Genomic DNA, 19687 nt, shown 5'->3' with positions numbered 1-19687 from the left:
GATTAGCGGAAATCAGATCCCGCCGGGAAACACCGGCCACCCGCCCCGCTCCAGTGCCGCACCAAGGTCTGCGATGCAGCCCTGCAGCGCTTGCGCATCGGTTGAGCGCACGACAAAGTTCGCACCCGTCTTCCCCTCCCTAAAGAAAGGATAGCTGCCGATCTGGCATCCTTCATGCGCCCGTTCGACCGCCGCCAGTAAGTCGGCGATCTCGCTTTCGGCAACCCAGCATCCAATTTGCGCGGAAAGCACCGGATGACCGCCTTCCAGCGTTCCGGTCAGGCTGTCCAGCATGCCCGCCGTGATATGCGGCACACCTGCCATGATAAAGATGTTGCCGTGCCGGATGCCCGGCGCGCCTGACATACGATTTTCGATCAGGCTCGCCCCCGCTGGCACCCGCGCCATCCGCAGCCTTGCCTCAGTCAGACCGCCCCGCGTCTCATAATAGCCCGACAGCATCGCGCGGGCCTGCGGATCAATTTCGACCCCCACGTCCAGCGCGCGGGCGATGGCATCCACCGTGATGTCATCATGCGTCGGCCCGATGCCCCCAGTGGTGAACAGATAATCATGGCGAGCGCGCAATGCGTTCACCGCCTCCACGATCGCATCGCTATCGTCGCCGACGACGCGGACCTCCACCAGGCGAATGCCCTGGACATTAAGCCAGGACGCAAGCTGGGCGACGTTCTTATCCTGCGTACGCCCCGACAATATCTCATCACCGATGACGATCAGCGCAGCTGTCCATATGCGTTCGGGTGTAAGCATGGCCTCGCAATAACTCGCACTGGCTTCCCTGCCTAGCCCGTGTCGAACCGCTACTCGCATTATCATGCTTTCCCGACTATAACCGCCAGCATGACCGATTATATGACGATGACGGCGGACGCGCCGATTTCCCGATCGACGGCGATCAAACTATATGACGAAGCGGGCTTTGACGGCATGCGCAAGGCAGGCCGATTGGCGGCGGAGATACTGGACGCGCTGGTTCCCCACGTCGTGCCGGGGGTCACCACGGGCGAACTGGACGATATGGTCCGGCGCATGACGCTGGACGGCGGCGGAGTGCCCGCGACGCTGGGTTATCGCGGCTATACGCACAGTTGCTGCATATCGCTGAACACGGTCATCTGCCACGGCATTCCGGGCGATCAGAAGATCAAGGAAGGCGACATACTGAACATAGACGTCACGCCTCTGGTCGATGGATGGCATGGCGACAGCAGCCGTATGTATATTGCGGGTGAAGCCTCCATCAAGGCGCGCCGCCTGATCGAAGTCACCTATGAATGCCTGATGCTGGGGATCGAGCAAGCAAAGCCCGGCAACCATTTGGGCGATATCGGCCACGCGATCCAAAGCCATGCAGAAAAGCACCGCTATGGCGTGGTGAGGGACTTTTGCGGCCACGGGCTGGGCCGGGTCTTCCACGACAGCCCCGAAGTTATTCATGTCGGACGGCCTGGCGCTGGGCCGGAATTGCGGCCCGGCATGTTCTTCACCATCGAACCGATGATCAACATCGGAAAACCAGGCGTGAAGATGCTGGACGACGGGTGGACGGCGGTCACGCGCGACCGGACGCTATCAGCTCAGTTTGAACATAGCATCGGCATTACGGATACGGGCTGCGAGATATTCACCAAAAGCCCAACCGGCTTGAATGCGCCTCCCTACGAGCCTTGATCGCTGAACTGCCCAAAAAACAGGCATAGCTGGGTAAAATTGCACGGAATAAGGGCAATATGGACAAAGGTTGCCGCTTCGCCGAAAGCGAGTTCTGGCGATTCGCCATTTGGCACGGTAATTGATTGTTTGGGGACGGCGCGTGTCTCTGGGAGCATGATGATCGTCGCTGGATGAGATAGAAATGGGTGGGGCTACCTGCCTTCGTTCGCGCGTTTTGTTGGGATAGAATGATGAAAAAGATCGAGGCGATCATCAAGCCGTTCAAGCTCGACGAGGTGAAGGAGGCGCTGCATGAGGTCGGCGTGTCCGGCATCACCGTCACCGAAGCCAAGGGGTTCGGTCGGCAAAAAGGGCATACAGAGCTGTATCGCGGCGCTGAATATGTCGTCGACTTCCTGCCCAAGGTTAAGCTGGAAGTGGTGGTGGACGATTCCCTCGCCGACCGCGTGGTGGAAGCCATATCATCAGCTGCACAGACCGGTCGCATCGGCGACGGCAAGATTTTCATCACTGCGATCGAAGGCGCCGTGCGCATCCGCACCGGCGAACGCGACAACGACGCCATCTAACAATTTCTAACAGCTTTTCGCTTCTCCCTGACCGGAGGCAGCGAACCCATGCATCAACTACCCCTACGGGGGGGTATTAAAAGAGAAGGGCAGACTGCACATGGCAAACACGCCAAAAGACATCCTCAAGATGGTCGAAGAAAAGGAGATCGAATGGGTCGATCTGCGCTTTACCGATCCCAAGGGCAAGTGGCAGCACCTGACCATGGTAGCATCCATCCTGGGCGAAGATGAGCTGACCCAGGGCCTGATGTTCGACGGTTCGTCGATCGAGGGCTGGAAGGCGATCAACGAATCGGACATGATCCTGAAGCCGGACCTCGACGCAGTCTATGTCGATCCTTTCAGCGCCACGCCGATGCTGATCCTGTTCTGCGACATCGTTGAGCCTGACACCGGTGAACTCTACGCCCGCGACCCCCGCTCGACCGCCAAGCGGGCCGAATCTTTCGTGAAGTCGGCTGGTTTTGGCGACACCGTCTATGTCGGACCGGAAGCCGAATTCTTCATGTTCGACGATGTCCGCTTCAACTCGGACTATAACGAGTCCTTCTACAAGATCGACGACATCGAACTGCCGACCAACACCGGCCGTGAATATGAAGGCGGCAACCTGGCCCATCGTCCGCGCGCCAAGGGCGGTTATTTCCCGGTTGCTCCGGTCGATCCGGCTACCGACATCCGTGCCGAAATGGTCACCACCATGCTCGAAATGGGCCTGCCCTGCGACAAGCACCACCACGAAGTGGCCGCTGCTCAGCATGAACTCGGCCTGACCTTCGGCACACTGGTCCAGACCGCCGACCGCATGCAGATCTACAAATATGTCGTTCAGATGGTCGCCCAGGCCTATGGCAAGACCGCGACCTTCATGCCCAAGCCCATTGCACAGGACAATGGTTCGGGCATGCACACTCACATGTCGATCTGGGACGGCGGAAAGCCACTGTTCGCGGGCGAAGGCTATGCCGGACTGTCCGACATGTGCCTCTATTTCATCGGTGGCGTCATCAAGCACGCCAAGGCCCTGAACGCCTTCACCAACCCGACCACCAATAGCTACAAGCGCCTGGTGCCCGGTTTCGAAGCGCCGGTTCTGCTCGCCTATTCGGCGCGCAACCGTTCGGCCTCCTGCCGTATTCCGTACGGCGCGGGTGCCAAGGCGAAGCGCGTCGAGTTCCGCTTCCCCGACGCAATGGCCAACCCCTATCTGTGCTACGCCGCGCTGCTGATGGCTGGCCTCGACGGCATCGAGAACAAGATCCATCCGGGTTCCGCGATGGACAAGAACCTCTATGATCTGCCGCCCGAAGAACTGAGCCAGGTCCCAACCGTCTGCGCCTCGCTGCGTGAAGCGCTCGACTCGCTGGCTGGCAACCACGACTTCCTGCTGAAGGGCGACGTGTTCACCAAGGATCAGATCGAAGCCTATCTCGAACTGAAGTGGCCCGAAGTCTACCGCTGGGAAATGGCTCCTTCGCCGGTCGAGTTCGACATGTACTACAGCGCCTGATTTTTCAGGAACTGATGAAAAGGGAGGCCCTGCCGCGCAAGCGCGGTAGGGCTTTTTCTTTAACCGGATGGGCTAATTCAACCCACGCCGAAGGCGTGCGAGGAGGACCGCCCGGAAACGCGCGAGATCAACATAATTCCCGACCCCCATCGGCTACGCCGACAGTTCCCTTCCCCATCTTCCGGTAGGAAGAATATGAATATGTTCGGCAAAGCGCATCCGCTTGAACGCGCGTCTACACCAACAGGAAAGGCGACGGGCAGCTAGCGATGCCTTCTCCCCTCCAGCAGGCGGGAGGGGAATGTCTCAAATCCACCCTGGTCCGCCATGCTTCGATCGATAGTGCCTTACCCCTGATCAGGAATAGACGCACCGAACAGCAGCATCGGCTCTCCGGGCGCGGACAGTACGATGTCACCACCCGCCCCGGTCACGAGGTTGCGCGTCATCCAGGCCGCAGCCGTGCGCGATCCCAGGCTCTCGACCGGGAGCGTCCCTGCAAGCGCGGAGCGCAAATCCGGGTCAAGCACCAGCTTTGGCCCTTCGCCGCGAACGACGATCTCCGTCACCCCCGGCCGCCGTTCGGCACCAATGTCCAGTTGGCCACCACGCACCAGTGCGTCACCCGCGATCAGCGCCAGGTTCAGCAGCACCTTGACCGGCAACTTATCGAGCATTTCCTCGCCCACCAGCCAGCCGATCTTCACTCGGCCCGAACCGGCGAACATGCCTTCGATGGCGACACGCGCTTCATGCGTGGGCACCGCATCACCAAAGCCGCCCGCCGAACCAAAAGCCAGACGAAAGAATTTAAGTTTGTTGGCCGACGTCCGCGCGCTGTCTCCCAGAAGTTCCAGGCAGCGCTGGCGCATTTCAGGATCGGTTTCATCCGCCATCAGCTCAAGCCCGTTGTTGAGCGCGCCCACCGGACTCAATAAATCATGGCAAAGACGGGAGCATAGAAGACTGGCAAATTCGATGTTGTCGGTCGGATGAGTCATGAAGGTCGCTGCCGCCGGGATAGTGAAAACAGGAAGGGAATGAACGGCTAATGCGCTGCCCTGTCCTGCGATGCAACCCCGACCCGCCGTCTTTCGCTCACAGTATATCGAGCTCGACGGCAACAAAACGCACCTCCCCACCCTCTCCCGCGGTCGTCTGCCAAAGGCGCGCCGCGCCATTCGCCACGATCATCCAGTAGCTGCCATCGGCCGCCGCGCTGGCCTCGTCGTTGGCCGAAGGTTCACTATGGCCGCTGGGATGGGAATGATAATGGCCAATGACGGCGCTGCCTCCCATCCGCGCCTGCCGGTGCGCGGCGATCAGGACCACCGGATCGACTTCAAAATGCCGCGCAGGATCGGGCGCGACGTTGGCCGCCGGCGTGATATCTCTTATCCACCCCGCCTCGCCCAGCAAGAGGCCGCAAACCTCATCCTGTTCCGCCTGAGCCATCGCGACGACGCGGCGCAGCAAAAAACTTGAAATGCGCACCCTCATCCCTACATCCCTAGCCAATGGGTTCGGGGGTTTCTATAATCGAAACGACGATTGGTGAGGCGCAACAGGGTTTGCGGCTCGACAAGGCGCTTGCCGATCTGCTGCCGGACGTATCGCGTGAACGACTTAAAGCATTGATTGTCGATGGGCAGGTTACCTCCGGCGGCCGACCGCTGAACCCTTCCATGAAAGTCGCGGTGGGACAATCCTTTGCCATCGCCATGCCGGCCCCAGTTGAATCGGAAGCCGTGGGGCAGGATATTCCGCTGAACATCGTCTATGAAGACGCGGACCTAATCGTGATCGACAAGCCCGCGGGCATGGTGGTCCACCCGGCGGTGGGCAATCTGGACGGCACACTGGTCAACGCGCTGCTCCACCACTGCAAGGACAGCTTGTCCGGCATCGGCGGCGTGGCGCGTCCTGGCATCGTTCATCGCATCGACAAGGATACTTCCGGCCTTCTGGTCGTTGCAAAGTCGGACAAGGCTCACGAGGGTTTGGCGCAACAGTTCAGCGCGCACAGCATCGACCGGCTCTATGCCGCTATCGTCTACGGAATACCGAAGCCGGCGGCGGGCACTGTGGATACATGGATTGGACGATCCGATAGCGACCGCAAGAAAATGGCGGTTCATCGGGAAGGACGCGGCAAGCACGCCGTCACCCATTACCGGGTCATTGATCGGCTGAGGGGCGCGGCATTGGTGGAATGCCGGTTGCAAACAGGCCGGACGCATCAGGTCCGCGTCCACCTGACGCATTTGGGTCACCCCTTGATCGGGGACCCGGTTTACGGTAGAGAAAGAAAAGGTTTCAAATCGATACTGGAAACGCTGAGTTTCAAAAGGCAGGCATTGCACGCAAAAAGGCTGGGGTTCATACATCCGGTGACCGGAGAAAAACTCAGCTTCGACAGCGCACTGCCCACCGATATGCAGGAACTGTTAAGCGAGCTCCACGTATAGTCTTGGACAAGTTTGCGACGGCGCTCTGGATGCCACTATTGGGTCCCGCCGCGCATGAAAGGGAAAGGTGAAGCGACATGGCTGATAAAAGCAATGTCCCCGCGGTTCCGGCGTTGGGCGGTGAAGCCAGCCTCAACCGCTATCTTTCGGAAATCCGCAAATTTCCGATCCTCAAGCCCGAGCAGGAATATATGCTCGCCAAGCGTTACGCCGAGCATCAGGATCCTGAGGCAGCGGCGCAGTTGGTGACGTCGCACCTGCGCCTGGTCGCAAAGATCGCCATGGGCTATCGCGGCTATGGCCTGCCGGTCAGCGAGCTGATCAGCGAGGGCAATATCGGCCTGATGCAGGGCGTGAAGAAATTCGAACCCGATCGTGGTTTCCGCCTGGCGACCTACGCCATGTGGTGGATCCGTGCATCGATTCAGGAATTCATCCTGCGGTCGTGGAGCCTGGTCAAAATGGGCACCACCGCGGCGCAGAAGAAGCTGTTTTTCAACCTTCGCCGGATGAAAAACAGTATCGAAGCGTTCGAGGATGGCGATCTGCACCCTGATGATGTCAGGAAGATCGCCACCGATCTGGGCGTGAGCGAAGAAGATGTGGTGTCCATGAACCGTCGCATGGCGATGGGCGGGGACACATCGCTCAACGTCCCCATGCGGGAAGATGGCGAAGGCCAGTGGCAGGATTGGCTGGCCGACACCGGCCCCCTGCAGGATGAACGCGTCGCGGACGAACAGGAAAAGACCCTGCGGCACGACATGCTGGTCGAAGCGATGGATGATCTTAACGATCGCGAAAAGCACATTCTTGCCGAACGGCGCCTGGCCGAAGAGCCAAAGACGCTGGAAGAACTAAGCCAGGTCTATGGCGTGTCCCGAGAGCGGGTCCGTCAAATCGAGGTGCGGGCCTTTGAAAAGCTGCAGAAAGCGATGATGCGAATTGCAGGCGACCGGCTGGGCAAGATGCGCCTCGTCCTTGCCTGAAGACCGCACCTGTAACAAAGTCAGGCCCCGGAGCGATCCGGGGTCTGACTGTTTATAGGCCAACTATTTATAGGCAATTGCCGCGCTGGCCGGACCACCCAGCGGCAATATCTCGCAACGCGAAAAGCCAGCATCCAAGCACCATCTGCGGAAATCTGCGCCGGTAAAGTCGAACGCTTCACCAAACTCAATCAGCATATTGAGCGACATGAGCAATCCAAAGCTGTTGTGCCGCCGCTCATCGTCGATGATATTCTCAATCGCCACAAATGCACCGCCCACAGGCAAGGCACGATACGCCTTTCCTATCAGCATCTTTTTTGCATCGAGGTTCCAGTCATGCAAAATCATGCCCATCGTGATCACATCCGCAGCTGGAAAATCATCGTCAAAAAAGTCGATAGACCCGGCGCTGACCCGGTCACCAAGGCCTGCGGCGCGAATCCGCCGTTCGGCAATGGGCTGGACCACTGGCAAATCGTAAGAGGCGCAGCGCATGTGCGGGTGACTGGCGGCCACAAAGCATGATAGCTGGCCGGTCGCTCCACCGATGTCGGCAAGGCTATGATAGCTTGAAAAATCAAAACTACGGGCAAACGCTTCGAAATTGCCCATCGACACCCCACTCATGGCATCCATAAACTGTTCGAGCCGGGCCGGATCATCATAGAGTGCGTCGAACATCGACCTGCCGGACTTTTTGATTTCATTCTGCGGCCTACCCGTCTGCAACGCTGTGGTCAGGTCGGCCCAAAAGCGGAAAAGCCGGGCGTTGGCCATTTCCAGGATGCCGCCCAGATAGGTCGGGCTTTGCCGGTCCAAAAATGCGGCGGTTGCAAGCGTATTGCTGTAGCGCCCCTCCGCACCGTCCCCTTCCCGATCAAGCAGGCCGATCGAAACCAGCGCATCAAGAAAATCGTAGGTTGCCCGTGAATGGAGGCCCAGCGCCTGCTCCAATTGAGCAGCGGATCGGCTGCCACCTCCCAGTTCCGTGAACAAGCCAAGTTCGACCGCGCTCAGCAGCGTCTTGGATGGCCAGAAGCCCATGCCGATCTGCAGGATATGGTCGGGCGAAATATCGGACCGCATACTCCACTCCTTCGCAAAGCCAGGTGGCAGGCGAACAAGAAGCGACCCTTTCCCTCAATCATAGCATGAATTTCGGTAGAATGCGCCTTCCACCCTTCCGCTGGCGACCCCCGGTGGCTTGAACCCGCGCAGGATCGCGCTACGAGGAAAGCATGATCGCCCGTTCAGCCGCTCCCCGCCGTCGTTCCCGCTGGCTTGGCATCCTCTTCAAAATTATCGGCGGATTCGTCCTGTTCTCGCTGTTGCTTGTGGCTCTCTATCGCTTCGTGCCGCCGCCGGTGACGCTGACGATGCTGTTCGACCCCAACGGCATAACCAAGGACTGGGTCAGCCTGGACGAAATCGATCCCGACATGCCGCGCGCCGCCATTGCGGCGGAGGACGGTCGCTTTTGCAGCCACCATGGCTTCGATGCCGTGGCCATCGCGCAGGCGCTGCGCCACAATGCCAGCGGCGGACGCATCCGTGGCGGGTCGACCATCAGTCAGCAGACCGCGAAAAATGTGTTCCTGTTCCAGGGCGGCGGCTTCGTCCGCAAAGGATTTGAAGCCTGGTTCACCATGCTGATCGAAGCGATCTGGGGCAAGCGGCGGATCATGGAAGTCTATCTGAACGTCGCGGAAACCGGCATCGGCACCTATGGCGTCCAGGCGGGTGCGATCCGCTATTTCCACCACGGCGCGGGCAAGCTGACCAAGGCCGAAGCCGCCCGGATCGCGGCAGTGCTACCCCTCCCCAAGAAACGCGCGGCCATCGCCCCAAGCGGCTTCACCCGCCGCTATGGCAACAGCATCGCCAGCCGTGTCAGCGTAGTTGCCCGCGATGGATTGGACAGCTGCCTGCGGTGAGGTTGGGTGGGAAGCGGACATCCTTCTCCCCTCCCGCAGGCGGGAGGGGCCGGGAGTGGGCCAGCGCAACATTGGCGATGTTCGTCAAAGGCCAAGGTTGAAGCTCGCTTCGCTCGCGCCCACCCCCTAACCCCTCCCGTCTACGGGAGGGGAATGCCTCGGAGCGGTCGTTTCCAGACGACTGCCTCAGCCTGCCAGCCTTCAGACGTGACCTCGCGGGCCACCCGATCCCATCCCATAACGAAAAGGCCCACTCGGATCACTCCGAGCGGGCCTTTTCAATCTTTCACAGCCAGCGCTATCAAGCGGCGTCTTCGGCTCTCTTGTCCTTTTCGCTGAACACGCGGATCGGCTCCTTCGTGCCCGCAACGACATCCTTGTCCACCACGACTTCGCCGACGCCTTCCATTGATGGCAGGTCGAACATTGTGTCGAGCAGGATCGATTCCAGGATCGAACGCAGACCGCGAGCGCCCGTCTTGCGCTCGATCGCTCGCTTGGCGATCGCCGTCAGTGCATCATCGGTGAAGCTCAGTTCCACATTCTCCATGTCGAACAGCTTGCCATATTGCTTCACCAGCGCATTTTTCGGCTCGACCAGAATCTTGACCAGAGCGTTCACGTCCAGATCTTCGAGCGTCGCGATGACAGGCAGACGGCCGACAAATTCGGGAATCAGTCCGAACTTCAGCAGATCTTCCGGCTCACTTTGACGTAGCAGTTCGCCGGTCTTGCGTTCCTCGGGCGCGGCGACATAGGCACCGAAACCGATCGACTTGGCTTCCAGACGATCACCGATGATCTTTTCAAGGCCCGCAAACGCGCCACCGCAGATGAACAGGATATTCGTCGTGTCCACCTGCAGAAATTCCTGCTGCGGATGCTTTCGGCCACCCTGCGGCGGGACGGAGGCCGTCGTGCCTTCCATCAGCTTCAGCAGCGCCTGCTGCACGCCCTCACCCGACACGTCACGCGTGATGGACGGGTTTTCGGCCTTGCGGCTGATCTTGTCGATTTCATCGATATAGACGATGCCGCGCTGCGCCTTTTCAACATTATAATCGGATGCCTGCAGCAGCTTGAGGATGATGTTTTCCACATCCTCACCCACATAGCCCGCCTCTGTCAGCGTCGTGGCGTCGGCCATGGTAAAGGGAACGTCGAACGTCTTGGCCAGCGTCTGGGCGAGCAGCGTCTTGCCGCAGCCGGTGGGACCGACCAGCAGGATGTTGGACTTGGCCAGCTCTACCTCGCCCGGCTTGCTGCCGTGGTTGAGGCGCTTGTAATGGTTATGCACCGCGACGGACAGGACACGCTTTGCTCGGTTCTGGCCGATCACATAATCGTCCAGCACATCGCAGATTTCCTGCGGGGTGGGCACGCCACCATCCTTCTTGCCCACGAGACCACCCTTGGTCTCCTCACGGATGATGTCGTTACACAATTCCACGCATTCATCGCAGATGAACACGGTCGGCCCCGCGATCAGCTTTCGCACCTCATGCTGCGACTTGCCGCAGAAGGAGCAGTAAAGCGTACTTTTGGAATCGGAGCCCGTAAGCTTAGTCATTCGCCAATCTTTCCTCCCTGCCCTTTGCGGAACGCCGCGCCAGGCCAGGGATATTTCGGTCCTAGGATCATCCTAGACCGCGTCACGCCGGTTTCACAAGGGGGGAAACGGCGCGCGCGATCAAGATCCATGTTAACTTTCCGTCGAATCCGGCATCGCCGGTCGACGATCGAATACCTCATCCACCAGGCCGAAGGTCTTTGCCTCTTCCGCTTCAAGGAATGTGTCGCGGTCCATGGCGCGCTCAATCTCTTCCAGCGGACGGCCCGTGTAAGTCGCGTAGAGGCTGTTCAGCCGCTGACGAATACGCAGGATTTCCTTCGCCTGAATTTCAATGTCGCTCGCCATGCCCTGCGCACCGCCCGAAGGCTGGTGCACCATGATCCGGGCGTTGGACAGAGCGATACGTTTGCCCGGTTCACCCGCCGCCAACAGGAAACTGCCCATCGAGGCCGCCTGGCCGATGCACACCGTGCCAACCTGCGGACGGATATATTTCATCGTGTCGTGGATCGCCATGCCCGACGTCACCACCCCGCCCGGCGAGTTGATGTACATCCAGATGTCCTTCTTCGGATTTTCCGATTCGAGGAACAACAGCTGGGCAACGATCAGCGACGCCATATGATCTTCGACCTGGCCGGTAATGAAGATGATCCGTTCGCGCAGCAGGCGGGAATAAATGTCAAAGCTGCGCTCACCCCGATTCGACTGCTCGATGACGATAGGAACCAGCGCGGCCATGGGATCAGACATGATATCAGTCATTATGCTCTTTCAGCTAAGTGCTTTTGCCCGATCACTACATCGGCACAAAAGCGGGGCGGTTCAAGGGGGCGCGTGAACAGACTGTGGCGTCAGTCGCGGCGGGCGAAGTCGGACGGCGCGCGAAATCCCAGATAGGCGAGGCGGCGCACTTCCCGGCGGCCACGCACGACCGTATCCAGAATGAGGCCGCAGGTGCCAGACAGGGTTGCCAGGATCATGAGGCCGGTTACCAAAATTGCGGTCGGGAAACGCGGCACCAACCCCGTTTCCATATAGGTGAAGATGAGCGGCGCGGCGAGGATCAGGCCTGTTGCTGCAAGCAAAACCGCGAAGAAACCAAAGAATAGAACGGGGCGTTCGATTCGGTAGAGGGTGATAATCATTCGCAGGATGCGCCAGCCGTCGCGATAGGTGCTGAGTTTGCTCACTGACCCTTCCGGGCGGGCACCATAAGCCGTGAGGACTTCGGACACTGGCATGGCTAGCTCCAGCGCGTGGACGCTGATTTCGGTTTCGATTTCAAAGCCGGCGGAAAGCACGGGGAAGCTTTTGACGAAGCGGCGGGAAAAGACGCGATACCCCGACAGAATATCCGTGAAGCTGCGACCGAAGAGCTGTTTCAAAAGACTGGTCAGCGCCCAATTGCCGAAGCGGTGGCCACGGCGATAGGCTTCTTCCGCCTCGCTGATACGCGCGCCCACGACCATGTCGAGATTGTCTTGCAACATGGCCGCCACCATGCGTGGCGCCGCCGCAGCCTCATAGGTCGCGTCGCCATCGGCCATGACATAGATGTCGGCGTCCACGTCCGCGAACATGCGACGGACCACATGCCCTTTTCCCTGCTGCGACACGCGGCGGACAATCGCACCAGCCCCAGCGGCAAGTTCCCGACTGCCGTCGCTGCTGTTATTGTCGAACACATAGATGTCGGCGGCAGGCAAAGCGCGGCGGAAATCCTCAACCGTCTGCACGATCGCGCCTGCTTCATTGTAGCAGGGCAGGATGACCGCGATCCGAGGCGTGGCAATCCCCTCTGCGCCCTCCACTGCCGGAAATTCCTTCATCGACCCCAAACCTTTTAAGCCCCTGTCTTCAGACCCGAGTCAGCCCTGCACCTGCCGTGGCAAGAGCATGATCTGGCCTGAATTCATTATCATGCCCGGGGATGACCGGGGTTGATTAACATTTCATCTGCCATGCCAAGGCAGAAATGAAAAGCGCCCGTCCTTCCCTCGGAAAGACGGGCGCTTTCACATTCCTGGCCTTTCGCCCGCCGGATGGACCATGGCGCAAAGGTCGAACCGCGCAGGCATTCGCCTGCCGCCTTATTCCGCCTTGGCGGCAGCCTTCTTGGCCGGTGCCTTCTTGGCCTTGGGCTTTTCTTCGGCAGCGACTTCATCAGCCACGGCCTCGTCCTTCTTGGCTGCAGCCTTTTTCGCCGGTGCCTTCTTCGCGGGTGCTTCAGCGGCAGGAGCCTCTTCAGCTTCGGCAGCCTTCTTTTTAGGAGCAGCGGCCTTCTTCGCCTTGGGCTTTTCGTCATGATCATGACCACAGCCCGGCCCGTGGACGTGGGGCTTCAGATCGCCGTCTTCGGCCTCGATCGCAGCTTCCAGCTCTTCACGGCTGACGGCGCGTTCGCTGATCTCGGCCTTTTCGAACAGGAAGTCGACGACCTTGTCTTCATAGAGCGGCGCGCGCAGCTGAGCGGCAGCCATCGGGTCCTGGCGGACATATTGCACGAAGCGCTCGCGATCCTGCGGACCATATTGCTGTGCAGCCTGCATGATCAGGCGGTTCATTTCCTGGTCGGAAACGGTCACGCCGTTCGCCTGGCCGATTTCCGAAAGCAACAGACCCAGGCGGACGCGGCGCACGGCGATGGCGCGATAGTCTTCCTTCTCCGCTTCCATTTCCTTGATGGCGGCTTCGGGATCTTCCTCATGGCCAGCTTCATGCTGAAGCTGCGCCCAGATCTGGTCGAACTCGGCCTCCACCATGGTCGGCGGCACATCGAAATCATGAGCAGCGGCCAGCTGGTCGAGCAGCTTACGCTTCATATAGGTGCGCGTCAGGCCGTTATGTTCCTGCTCGATCTGGCCCTTCAGCAGTTCCTTAAGCTTGTCCAGACCTTCAAGGCCCAGCGACTTGGCGAAATCATCGTCCAGCTTGGGCTTGTCCGCGTTCAGGATCGCCTTGACGGTGACGTCAAAGGTCGCCGTCTTGCCGGCGAGGTGCGCTGCGCCATAATCTTCAGGGAAGGGAACCGTGATGGTCTTTTCGTCGCCCTTCTTGACGCCGGTCAGCTGTTCTTCAAAGCCGGGAATGAACTGGCCGGAGCCGATCTTCAGCTTCACATCTTCAGCCGAACCGCCTTCAAAGGCTTCGCCGTCGATCTTGCCGACGAAATCGATGGTCAGCGTATCGCCGTCCTTCGCCTTGTGCGAAGCGGCATGTTCTTCCAGTGCGCCCTGCTGAACGGCGATGCGGCCAGCGGCCTCATCCACCTGAGCGTCGGCGACTTCGACCGTGAGCCGTTCCAGCTTCAAACCATCAATGCTGGGGGCTGCGATTTCCGGCAGCACTTCGAGTGCAACCTTCACCTCGGCGTCCTTGCCGAATTCGAACCCTTCATCCAGTTCAACCGACGGCTGCATCGCGGGACGCAACTTGTTGTCGGAAATCAGTTTCTGAATGCTGTCCTGAATGGAGCCGTTGAGGGCATCCCGCTGCAGCGATTCGCCATGCATCTTCTTGACGAGGTTGGCGGGCACCTTCCCAGGGCGGAAGCCGGGCATGCGGACCTGGGGGGCGATGGCGGCCACTTCCTTTTCCACCCGCGCGTCGATATCCTTCGACGTGATGGTCACGGTGTAGGCGCGCTTCAGGCCTTCGTTCAACGTCTCAACAGTCTGCATCTCTTCTCTCAAACGCTTTCTTCAGCTGAAATTCGATGGCGCCTGCTGTGACACAAGGCCTGGCGCACTGGTGCGGGCGAAGGGACTCGAACCCCCACATCTTGCGATACCAGAACCTAAATCTGGCGCGTCTACCAGTTTCGCCACGCCCGCATCGGTCGCCGGTCGGCGCGGCATAGAGAAAAGCATCCGGGGAGGCAAGCAATAGTGGACAAGGGGCATGGAACCCTATGTCCCGCCTGCGCGTAGCCTTTGTAAAGGAGACACGCATTGGCCACACAGCCCGACCCGGATCCGATCAACGTCCCCCCACCGGACACGATCCAGCCGCAATCGCCCCCGGAAGCGCCGCCGCCGTCGACGCCAAATGAAATGCCAGGCGATCGACCGCCCGGCTTTGCCCCCGCCCGTCCCGACTACGACCAGCCTGATCGATCGATTCCAGAGATTCCGCCGGATTGAAACACGCTTATCGGGGCATTTTGCGGACCAGCGAACAGTTTCATCACCGCCTAGCGAATTTTTCCTTCCGGCGCTGGACAGGTCCTTGCAGGCATGATTGAACCGCGAGAAACATGGAAAGCGGGAGAGGCGCGGCTGGCAACAAGGGAGTCGACGTGCATCAGGTTCGCGCCAAGTTAGATTGGTTCAAGACGGTCATCCTTCCTCAGGAATCGGCTCTTCGGGGACGGCTTCGACGGATATTGCCTGCCACTCAGGAACTGGACGACATGGTCGCCGAGGTCCTTACCCGCGCTTACGCCACTGAAAATTGGCAGAATGTGCTCACCGGTCGCGCTTATCTCTTCACGATCGCGCGCAATCTGGTCATCGACGCCGCCCGCCGCAACAAGGTCGTCAGTTTCGAGACGATCGCTGACCTGGAGCTGCTGCAGGGCGGCCATAATCTGGAGGCGCAGATTCATGCACGTGAAGCACTCCGCCAGGTGGAAGCGATTGTCGACACGCTGCCACCCCAGTGTCGCAAGGTGTTCATCCTCCGCCGCGTCCATGAAAAATCGATGTTGGAGATAGCGGCGGATCTGTCCTTGTCCGTTTCTACAGTTGAAAAACATCTGGCCAAAGCAATCGGGATAGTTATGCGGGCTTGGGCAGAACGTGAGGAAACGGATTTCGAGCGTGCAGGCGTCGGGGCCAAGTTCAAGCTGCGGAGGCAGGAGCGAGATAGAGGCGGAAGCCGCGCGCCTGCTGGCTAGGGTTCAAAGCGAACCCACGCCGCAGGATGAAGCTGAACTTTTGGCATGGATAGAGGCCGACCCACGCCATGCCGTGGCCTTCGCCAAGGCAGAGGCTGCGTGGGACGCGGCGGAACGGCTAAAATGTGTTGCAGCCGATATCCAGTTGTCATCCCCCGCGGCGGTCGTCGACACGAAACCGCGGTCGAGGCCTTCCCGAAATTGGTTGATCGCTTTGGCTCTCCCGCTGACATTGTTCATCATCGCGGCGCTTATTATTTTCTACAGCGTCGGCGCTGCAGACCTCTGAGCGTCTTCAACGGACCAGATTAGCTGAGCGAAGGCGTAGCGATGGTCAGAACCAGAAGCGCACGCCCGCGACAAAGCTGGTCGCCGACGCGTCATCGCCAGCGGCGCGCGTGAACCGGGCCGTATCCCCCAGCTTGCGTTCCCAATTCACCCCGACATAGGGCGCAAATTCGCGCGCCAGTTCGTAACGAAGCCGCAACCCCAGCTCAATGTCCGACAAGCCGGAACCGGTGTTCAGCTCGCGCACATCCTGCGCCGCGATGTTCAGCTCAACGGCAGGCTGCAGGATCAGGCGCTGGGTGATGCGCTGGTCATAGCTGCCCTCCAGCCGCAGGTGCGCGTCGCCCTTGTCCGACAGGAACGCCTGGGCGCTGACTTCAAACCAGTAGGGCGCGAGGCCGTCGATGCCGATCACGGCATAGCTGCGCTGCGGTTCGGGACGGATGTCGTGGCGAACCCCGACCTCCAGGTTGAACCAAGGATCGATCGCGCGGCTGAAAAGCGCCTGCACTTCGGCGCTCTCCAACGAGCCGCCGACCTCGCCTTCCCCTTCGGTCTTGACGGCGAAGCGATTGATGTCGCCGCCGATCCAGCCTTCGCCTTCCCAATGATAGCCGTTCGCGCCGCGCGCAGCCCGATATTCAAGGCGGTCCAGCATCCAGCGGGAAAAGGTCATGCCGCCATTTTCCTTGACCATCAGGCGGCGAGCGCGGGCCATGGCAGCGGGACCATAGACGGCGTCGGCGGCATGTTCGGTTGGCGGCGGCGGGGCGAGGCCGTGGGGAATGGCCGGGTCCGCCTTAGACGGGCCGTGACCAGCGTGGGGGTCGGCTGGCGGGGCTGGCGCTGATGGAGGAGCCTGATGGGCGGAATGATCCTGCTCCATCGCGCCGTGGTTCATATGCTGATGGTCTTGCGCTGCGCCGGACAGCGGTAGGGCAGCGAGCGTCAGCGCGGCGGCGGCCAGCGCTTTCACGCTCCCTCTCCGTCATGGCGGACGGTAACGACCCGCATCATGCCCGCATGCATGTGTAGCAGCATGTGGCAGTGAAAGGCCCAGTCCCCCAGCGCGTCGGCGGTCAGGTCGAAACTGACCTTGCCGCCCGGCAGCACGTTCACACTATGTTTGCGCGGATTATGGTCCCCTGCCCCGGTCACCAGTTCGAAGAAATGACCGTGCAAATGGATGGGGTGCGGCATCATCGTATCGTTGATGAGGTTCACGCGAACCCGCTCCATATGGCGCAAGGCGATGGGCTGCGCCCCATCCGACAGCTTTACCCCGTCGAACGACCACATATAGCGTTCCATGTTGGCAGTGAGGTGGATGTCCAACGTCCGGCTGGGCGGTCGCTTGTCGCTATTGGGGGTGAGCGATTTCAAATCGGCATAGGTCAGCACCCGGTGGGTGACATGCTCAAGGCCGGTGGGCCGTTCAGCGGTGCGATCGACCGGCATGGGGGACAGGGTGGCGACGCCCGGTCCCATCTTCACCTGCGGCGCGACGGCGGGATCGCGCATCTTCATGGAGTGGCCCTCCATGCCGTCATGGCCCATGCCGGACATGTCCATTCCCATGTCCTTCATGCCCAGCAGTGGGCGCGCGCGCAGCGGCGGCACTTGCGCAGCCATGCCGATGCGCGGAGCCAAGGTCGCGCGGACCAGCCCGGAACGGTCGATCGCTTCGGCAATCAGGCCATAGGCCTTCGCCTCGGACGGCTGCACCACCACGTCATAGGTTTCGGCGATGCCGATCTGGAACTCGTCGGTTTCCACCGGCTGAACATTCTGGCCGTCGCATTGGACCACCGTCATCGGCAGGCCCGGCAGCCGCACATTGAAGTTGGTCATGGCCGAAGCATTGATGATGCGCAGCCTGACCCGTTCGCCGGGCGTGAACAGGCCGGTCCAATTTTCCGTCGTGCCATGGCCGTTGACGAGGAAGCTGTATGTCGACCCGGTGACGTCCGAAATATCGGTGGGGTCCATCCGCATCGCGCCCCATCGCAGGCGTTCGTCGATGTCCTGATCCCTGCCCGCCAGCAGCCCTGCCAGCGTTTGCCGCTGCATGTTGAAATAGCCGCCATTCTGTTTGAGGCGCTTCAACAACATATGGGGGTGGATGGGGGTCCAGTCCGATAGCACTATCACATGTTCGCGGGTCGCCTGCACCGGGTCAGGCCCGGCGGGATCGATGACGATTGGGCCATAATGGCCGACCGCTTCCTGCATGCCCGAATGGCTGTGATACCAGTAAGTGCCGGACTGGCGGACGGGGAAGTCGTAGACAAAGGTTTCGCCCGGCGCGATGCCGGGGAAGCTGATGCCGGGGACACCGTCCATCTGGAAAGGCACGATCAGGCCGTGCCAGTGGATGGACGTATCCTCATCCAGCCGATTGGTGACGGCGATGCGGACATTGCGCCCTTCTTTCAGGCGGATGAGCGGCGCTGGCAGCGTGCCGTTGACGGTCACCGCATGACCCGAACGGCCGCCGGTCGAAAAGTGGCTTTTGTCGACCGTGAGCGCGATGGCGTCTCCGCTCAGCACGCCTGGCGAAGGCATGAGGCCGGGCGTTCCGCTGCGCGCCCAAGCGGGGAACGCGCCGCCCAGTCCAGCCAGCCCCGCAAGGCCTGCCGCACCCATGATCAGGTTGCGGCGGTCGACTTTGCCGTCGGGAGTTGGGGTCAAACCCATCCTTCCAGCACCTGATTGGGCGGGCGGTGGCCATCGGCCCAGCTGCGGATATTGGCGATGACGCGCGCGCCGGTAGCGTCGCGGCCTTCAAATGTCGCCGACCCCATATGTGGCAGCAGCACCACGTTCGACAGCGCCAGCAAACGCGCATCGACCGCCGGTTCGTGGGCATAGACATCCAGCCCCGCGCCCGCGATCCGGCCTTCGGAAAGGGCGGCGATCAACGCTGGCTCATCCGTGATTTCGGCGCGCGAGGTGTTGATCAGATAAGCGTCCGGCCGCATCAGCCCGATGCGTCGCGCATCGATCATGCCCCGGCTGTCACTGTTGAGCGGGCAGTTGATCGACACGATATCGCTGTCAGTCAGCAGCGAATCCACATCCGCATGCCATGTCGCCGACAATTCCTGCTCCACCTCGAAAGGCAGGCGATGGCGGTTGTGATAGGCGACGCTCAGGCCAAATGCCGCGGCTCGGCGAGCGACGGCGCGGCCGATCCGCCCCATGCCGATGATGCCCAGCCTCTTGCCACGGATGCGGTGGCCCAGCATGCCTGACGGGCTCCATCCGGGCCAGTTGCCCGACCGCACCAGCTTTTCCCCCTCCGCCAGTCGCCGGGGCACGGAAAGGATCAGCGCCATGGTCATGTCGGCGGTATCTTCGGTCAGGACGCCGGGCGTGTTGGTGACGATAATGCCCCGGCTGCGCGCGGCGCCAAGGTCGATATGATCGACGCCGCTGCCGAAACTGGCGATGAGTTGCAGCCGATCCGGCGCGGCTTCGATCAGGGCGGCGTCGATCTGGTCGGTGACGGACGGCACCAGCACGTCGCATTGCGCCATCGCGCGGGTCAGGGCGGCGCGATCCATCGGGACGTCGCCCACGTTGAAGACCGTATCGAACAGATCCGCCATCCGCGCCTCTACATTGGGAGGCAGGCGGCGCGTGACGATCACGCGCGGCGTGGCGGGACGCGGTTTCTTGGCCATGCAAGGCCGCTATTCCCCGTTGCTGCGATGGTCAAGCGCTTATGCCCGACAGAAAGACAGCGTGGG

At 60.7% G+C, this 19687-nt stretch carries 19 protein-coding genes and 1 tRNA gene; 8 read left to right on the top strand and 12 right to left on the bottom strand.

Features of this window, described 5'->3' with window-relative positions; genetic code table 11:
• Positions 1–12: 12 nt before the first annotated feature.
• Positions 13–774, bottom strand: coding sequence for a competence/damage-inducible protein A (locus tag FHS54_RS05720; RefSeq protein ID WP_167302872.1), 762 nt, complete (start codon positions 772–774; stop codon positions 13–15).
• 90 nt (positions 775–864) lie between these two features.
• Here FHS54_RS05720 and map point away from each other — a divergent pair, with 90 nt between their 5' ends.
• From map to glnA, 3 genes are all read left to right on the top strand, one after another.
• Positions 865–1695, top strand: coding sequence for a type I methionyl aminopeptidase (map, locus tag FHS54_RS05715; protein WP_167302871.1), 831 nt, complete (start codon positions 865–867; stop codon positions 1693–1695).
• A 233-nt stretch (positions 1696–1928) separates the two neighbouring features.
• Entirely contained in the window at positions 1929–2267 is a 339-nt protein-coding gene (locus FHS54_RS05710; protein WP_167303562.1) for a P-II family nitrogen regulator, read from the top strand.
• 100 nt (positions 2268–2367) lie between these two features.
• Positions 2368–3780 carry a type I glutamate--ammonia ligase gene (glnA, locus tag FHS54_RS05705; RefSeq protein ID WP_167302870.1) on the top strand — a complete coding sequence of 471 codons (1413 nt, stop codon included), beginning with the start codon at positions 2368–2370 and terminating at the stop codon, positions 3778–3780.
• 347 nt (positions 3781–4127) lie between these two features.
• On the opposite strand, the gene FHS54_RS05700 is transcribed toward glnA, so the two are convergent.
• Together FHS54_RS05700 and FHS54_RS05695 are read right to left on the bottom strand one after the other, a co-directional pair.
• Entirely contained in the window at positions 4128–4781 is a 654-nt protein-coding gene (locus tag FHS54_RS05700) for a histidine phosphotransferase family protein (RefSeq protein WP_167302869.1), read from the bottom strand.
• A 97-nt stretch (positions 4782–4878) separates the two neighbouring features.
• Positions 4879–5280 (bottom strand): M67 family metallopeptidase, encoded by a 402-nt coding sequence (locus FHS54_RS05695; protein WP_167302868.1) that lies wholly within the window; start codon positions 5278–5280, stop codon positions 4879–4881.
• A 17-nt stretch (positions 5281–5297) separates the two neighbouring features.
• Here FHS54_RS05695 and FHS54_RS05690 point away from each other — a divergent pair, with 17 nt between their 5' ends.
• Positions 5298–6248 carry an RluA family pseudouridine synthase gene (locus FHS54_RS05690; protein ID WP_167302867.1) on the top strand — a complete coding sequence of 317 codons (951 nt, stop codon included), beginning with the start codon at positions 5298–5300 and terminating at the stop codon, positions 6246–6248.
• A gap of 77 nt (positions 6249–6325) precedes the next feature.
• Positions 6326–7237, top strand: coding sequence for an RNA polymerase sigma factor RpoH (rpoH, locus tag FHS54_RS05685; protein WP_167302866.1), 912 nt, complete (start codon positions 6326–6328; stop codon positions 7235–7237).
• 63 nt (positions 7238–7300) lie between these two features.
• Here the strand turns inward: rpoH and FHS54_RS05680 are convergent, their stop codons facing one another.
• Complete coding sequence (locus FHS54_RS05680) at positions 7301–8326, bottom strand: methyltransferase (protein WP_167302865.1); 1026 nt, start codon at positions 8324–8326, stop codon at positions 7301–7303.
• Positions 8327–8478: 152 nt separating this feature from the next.
• On the opposite strand from FHS54_RS05680, the gene mtgA reads away from it, so the two are divergent.
• The gene (gene mtgA / locus FHS54_RS05675; protein ID WP_167302864.1) at positions 8479–9174 is read left to right on the top strand and encodes a monofunctional biosynthetic peptidoglycan transglycosylase; all 696 of its coding nucleotides are present in this window, start codon (positions 8479–8481) and stop codon (positions 9172–9174) included.
• A 301-nt stretch (positions 9175–9475) separates the two neighbouring features.
• Here the strand turns inward: mtgA and clpX are convergent, their stop codons facing one another.
• The 5 genes from clpX to FHS54_RS05650 all read right to left on the bottom strand — a co-directional run bounded on the left by clpX (position 9476) and on the right by FHS54_RS05650 (position 14583).
• Positions 9476–10744 (bottom strand): ATP-dependent Clp protease ATP-binding subunit ClpX, encoded by a 1269-nt coding sequence (clpX, locus tag FHS54_RS05670; protein WP_167302863.1) that lies wholly within the window; start codon positions 10742–10744, stop codon positions 9476–9478.
• A gap of 132 nt (positions 10745–10876) precedes the next feature.
• Positions 10877–11512, bottom strand: a complete 636-nt coding sequence (gene clpP / locus FHS54_RS05665) for an ATP-dependent Clp endopeptidase proteolytic subunit ClpP (protein ID WP_167302862.1) — start codon at positions 11510–11512, stop codon at positions 10877–10879.
• Positions 11513–11601: 89 nt separating this feature from the next.
• Entirely contained in the window at positions 11602–12579 is a 978-nt protein-coding gene (locus tag FHS54_RS05660) for a glycosyltransferase family 2 protein (RefSeq protein ID WP_167302861.1), read from the bottom strand.
• A gap of 261 nt (positions 12580–12840) precedes the next feature.
• On the bottom strand, positions 12841–14430 hold the full coding sequence (gene tig / locus FHS54_RS05655) for a trigger factor (RefSeq protein WP_167302860.1): 1590 nt from the start codon (positions 14428–14430) through the stop codon (positions 12841–12843).
• Positions 14431–14498: 68 nt separating this feature from the next.
• Positions 14499–14583: transfer RNA gene (locus FHS54_RS05650), tRNA-Leu, on the bottom strand.
• A 464-nt stretch (positions 14584–15047) separates the two neighbouring features.
• On the opposite strand from FHS54_RS05650, the gene FHS54_RS05640 reads away from it, so the two are divergent.
• A complete protein-coding gene (locus FHS54_RS05640; RefSeq protein WP_167303561.1) occupies positions 15048–15647 on the top strand; it encodes a sigma-70 family RNA polymerase sigma factor in 600 nt (199 codons plus the stop codon).
• The gene (locus FHS54_RS05635; protein ID WP_341785944.1) at positions 15550–15936 is read left to right on the top strand and encodes a FecR/PupR family sigma factor regulator; all 387 of its coding nucleotides are present in this window, start codon (positions 15550–15552) and stop codon (positions 15934–15936) included. Before FHS54_RS05640 ends, FHS54_RS05635 begins: the two co-directional genes overlap by 98 nt.
• A 45-nt stretch (positions 15937–15981) precedes the next feature.
• On the opposite strand, the gene FHS54_RS05630 is transcribed toward FHS54_RS05635, so the two are convergent.
• Genes FHS54_RS05630 through FHS54_RS05620 form a run of 3 tightly spaced genes read right to left on the bottom strand, consistent with a single transcriptional unit; the run spans position 15982 to position 19621 of the window.
• Entirely contained in the window at positions 15982–16911 is a 930-nt protein-coding gene (locus tag FHS54_RS05630) for a copper resistance protein B (RefSeq protein ID WP_167302857.1), read from the bottom strand.
• Positions 16908–18626 (bottom strand): copper resistance system multicopper oxidase, encoded by a 1719-nt coding sequence (locus FHS54_RS05625; protein ID WP_167302856.1) that lies wholly within the window; start codon positions 18624–18626, stop codon positions 16908–16910. Before FHS54_RS05625 ends, FHS54_RS05630 begins: the two co-directional genes overlap by 4 nt.
• The gene (locus FHS54_RS05620) at positions 18623–19621 is read right to left on the bottom strand and encodes a 2-hydroxyacid dehydrogenase (protein ID WP_167302855.1); all 999 of its coding nucleotides are present in this window, start codon (positions 19619–19621) and stop codon (positions 18623–18625) included. The genes FHS54_RS05625 and FHS54_RS05620 overlap by 4 nt, the downstream gene beginning before the upstream one ends.
• Positions 19622–19687 lie beyond the last annotated feature (66 nt).

This window comes from Sphingobium vermicomposti (assembly GCF_011762025.1).
GTDB classification, from domain to species: domain Bacteria; phylum Pseudomonadota; class Alphaproteobacteria; order Sphingomonadales; family Sphingomonadaceae; genus Sphingobium; species Sphingobium vermicomposti.
The sequence above is the reverse complement of the archived record's forward strand: the minus strand, read 5'-3'. Positions and strand labels throughout refer to the sequence as shown.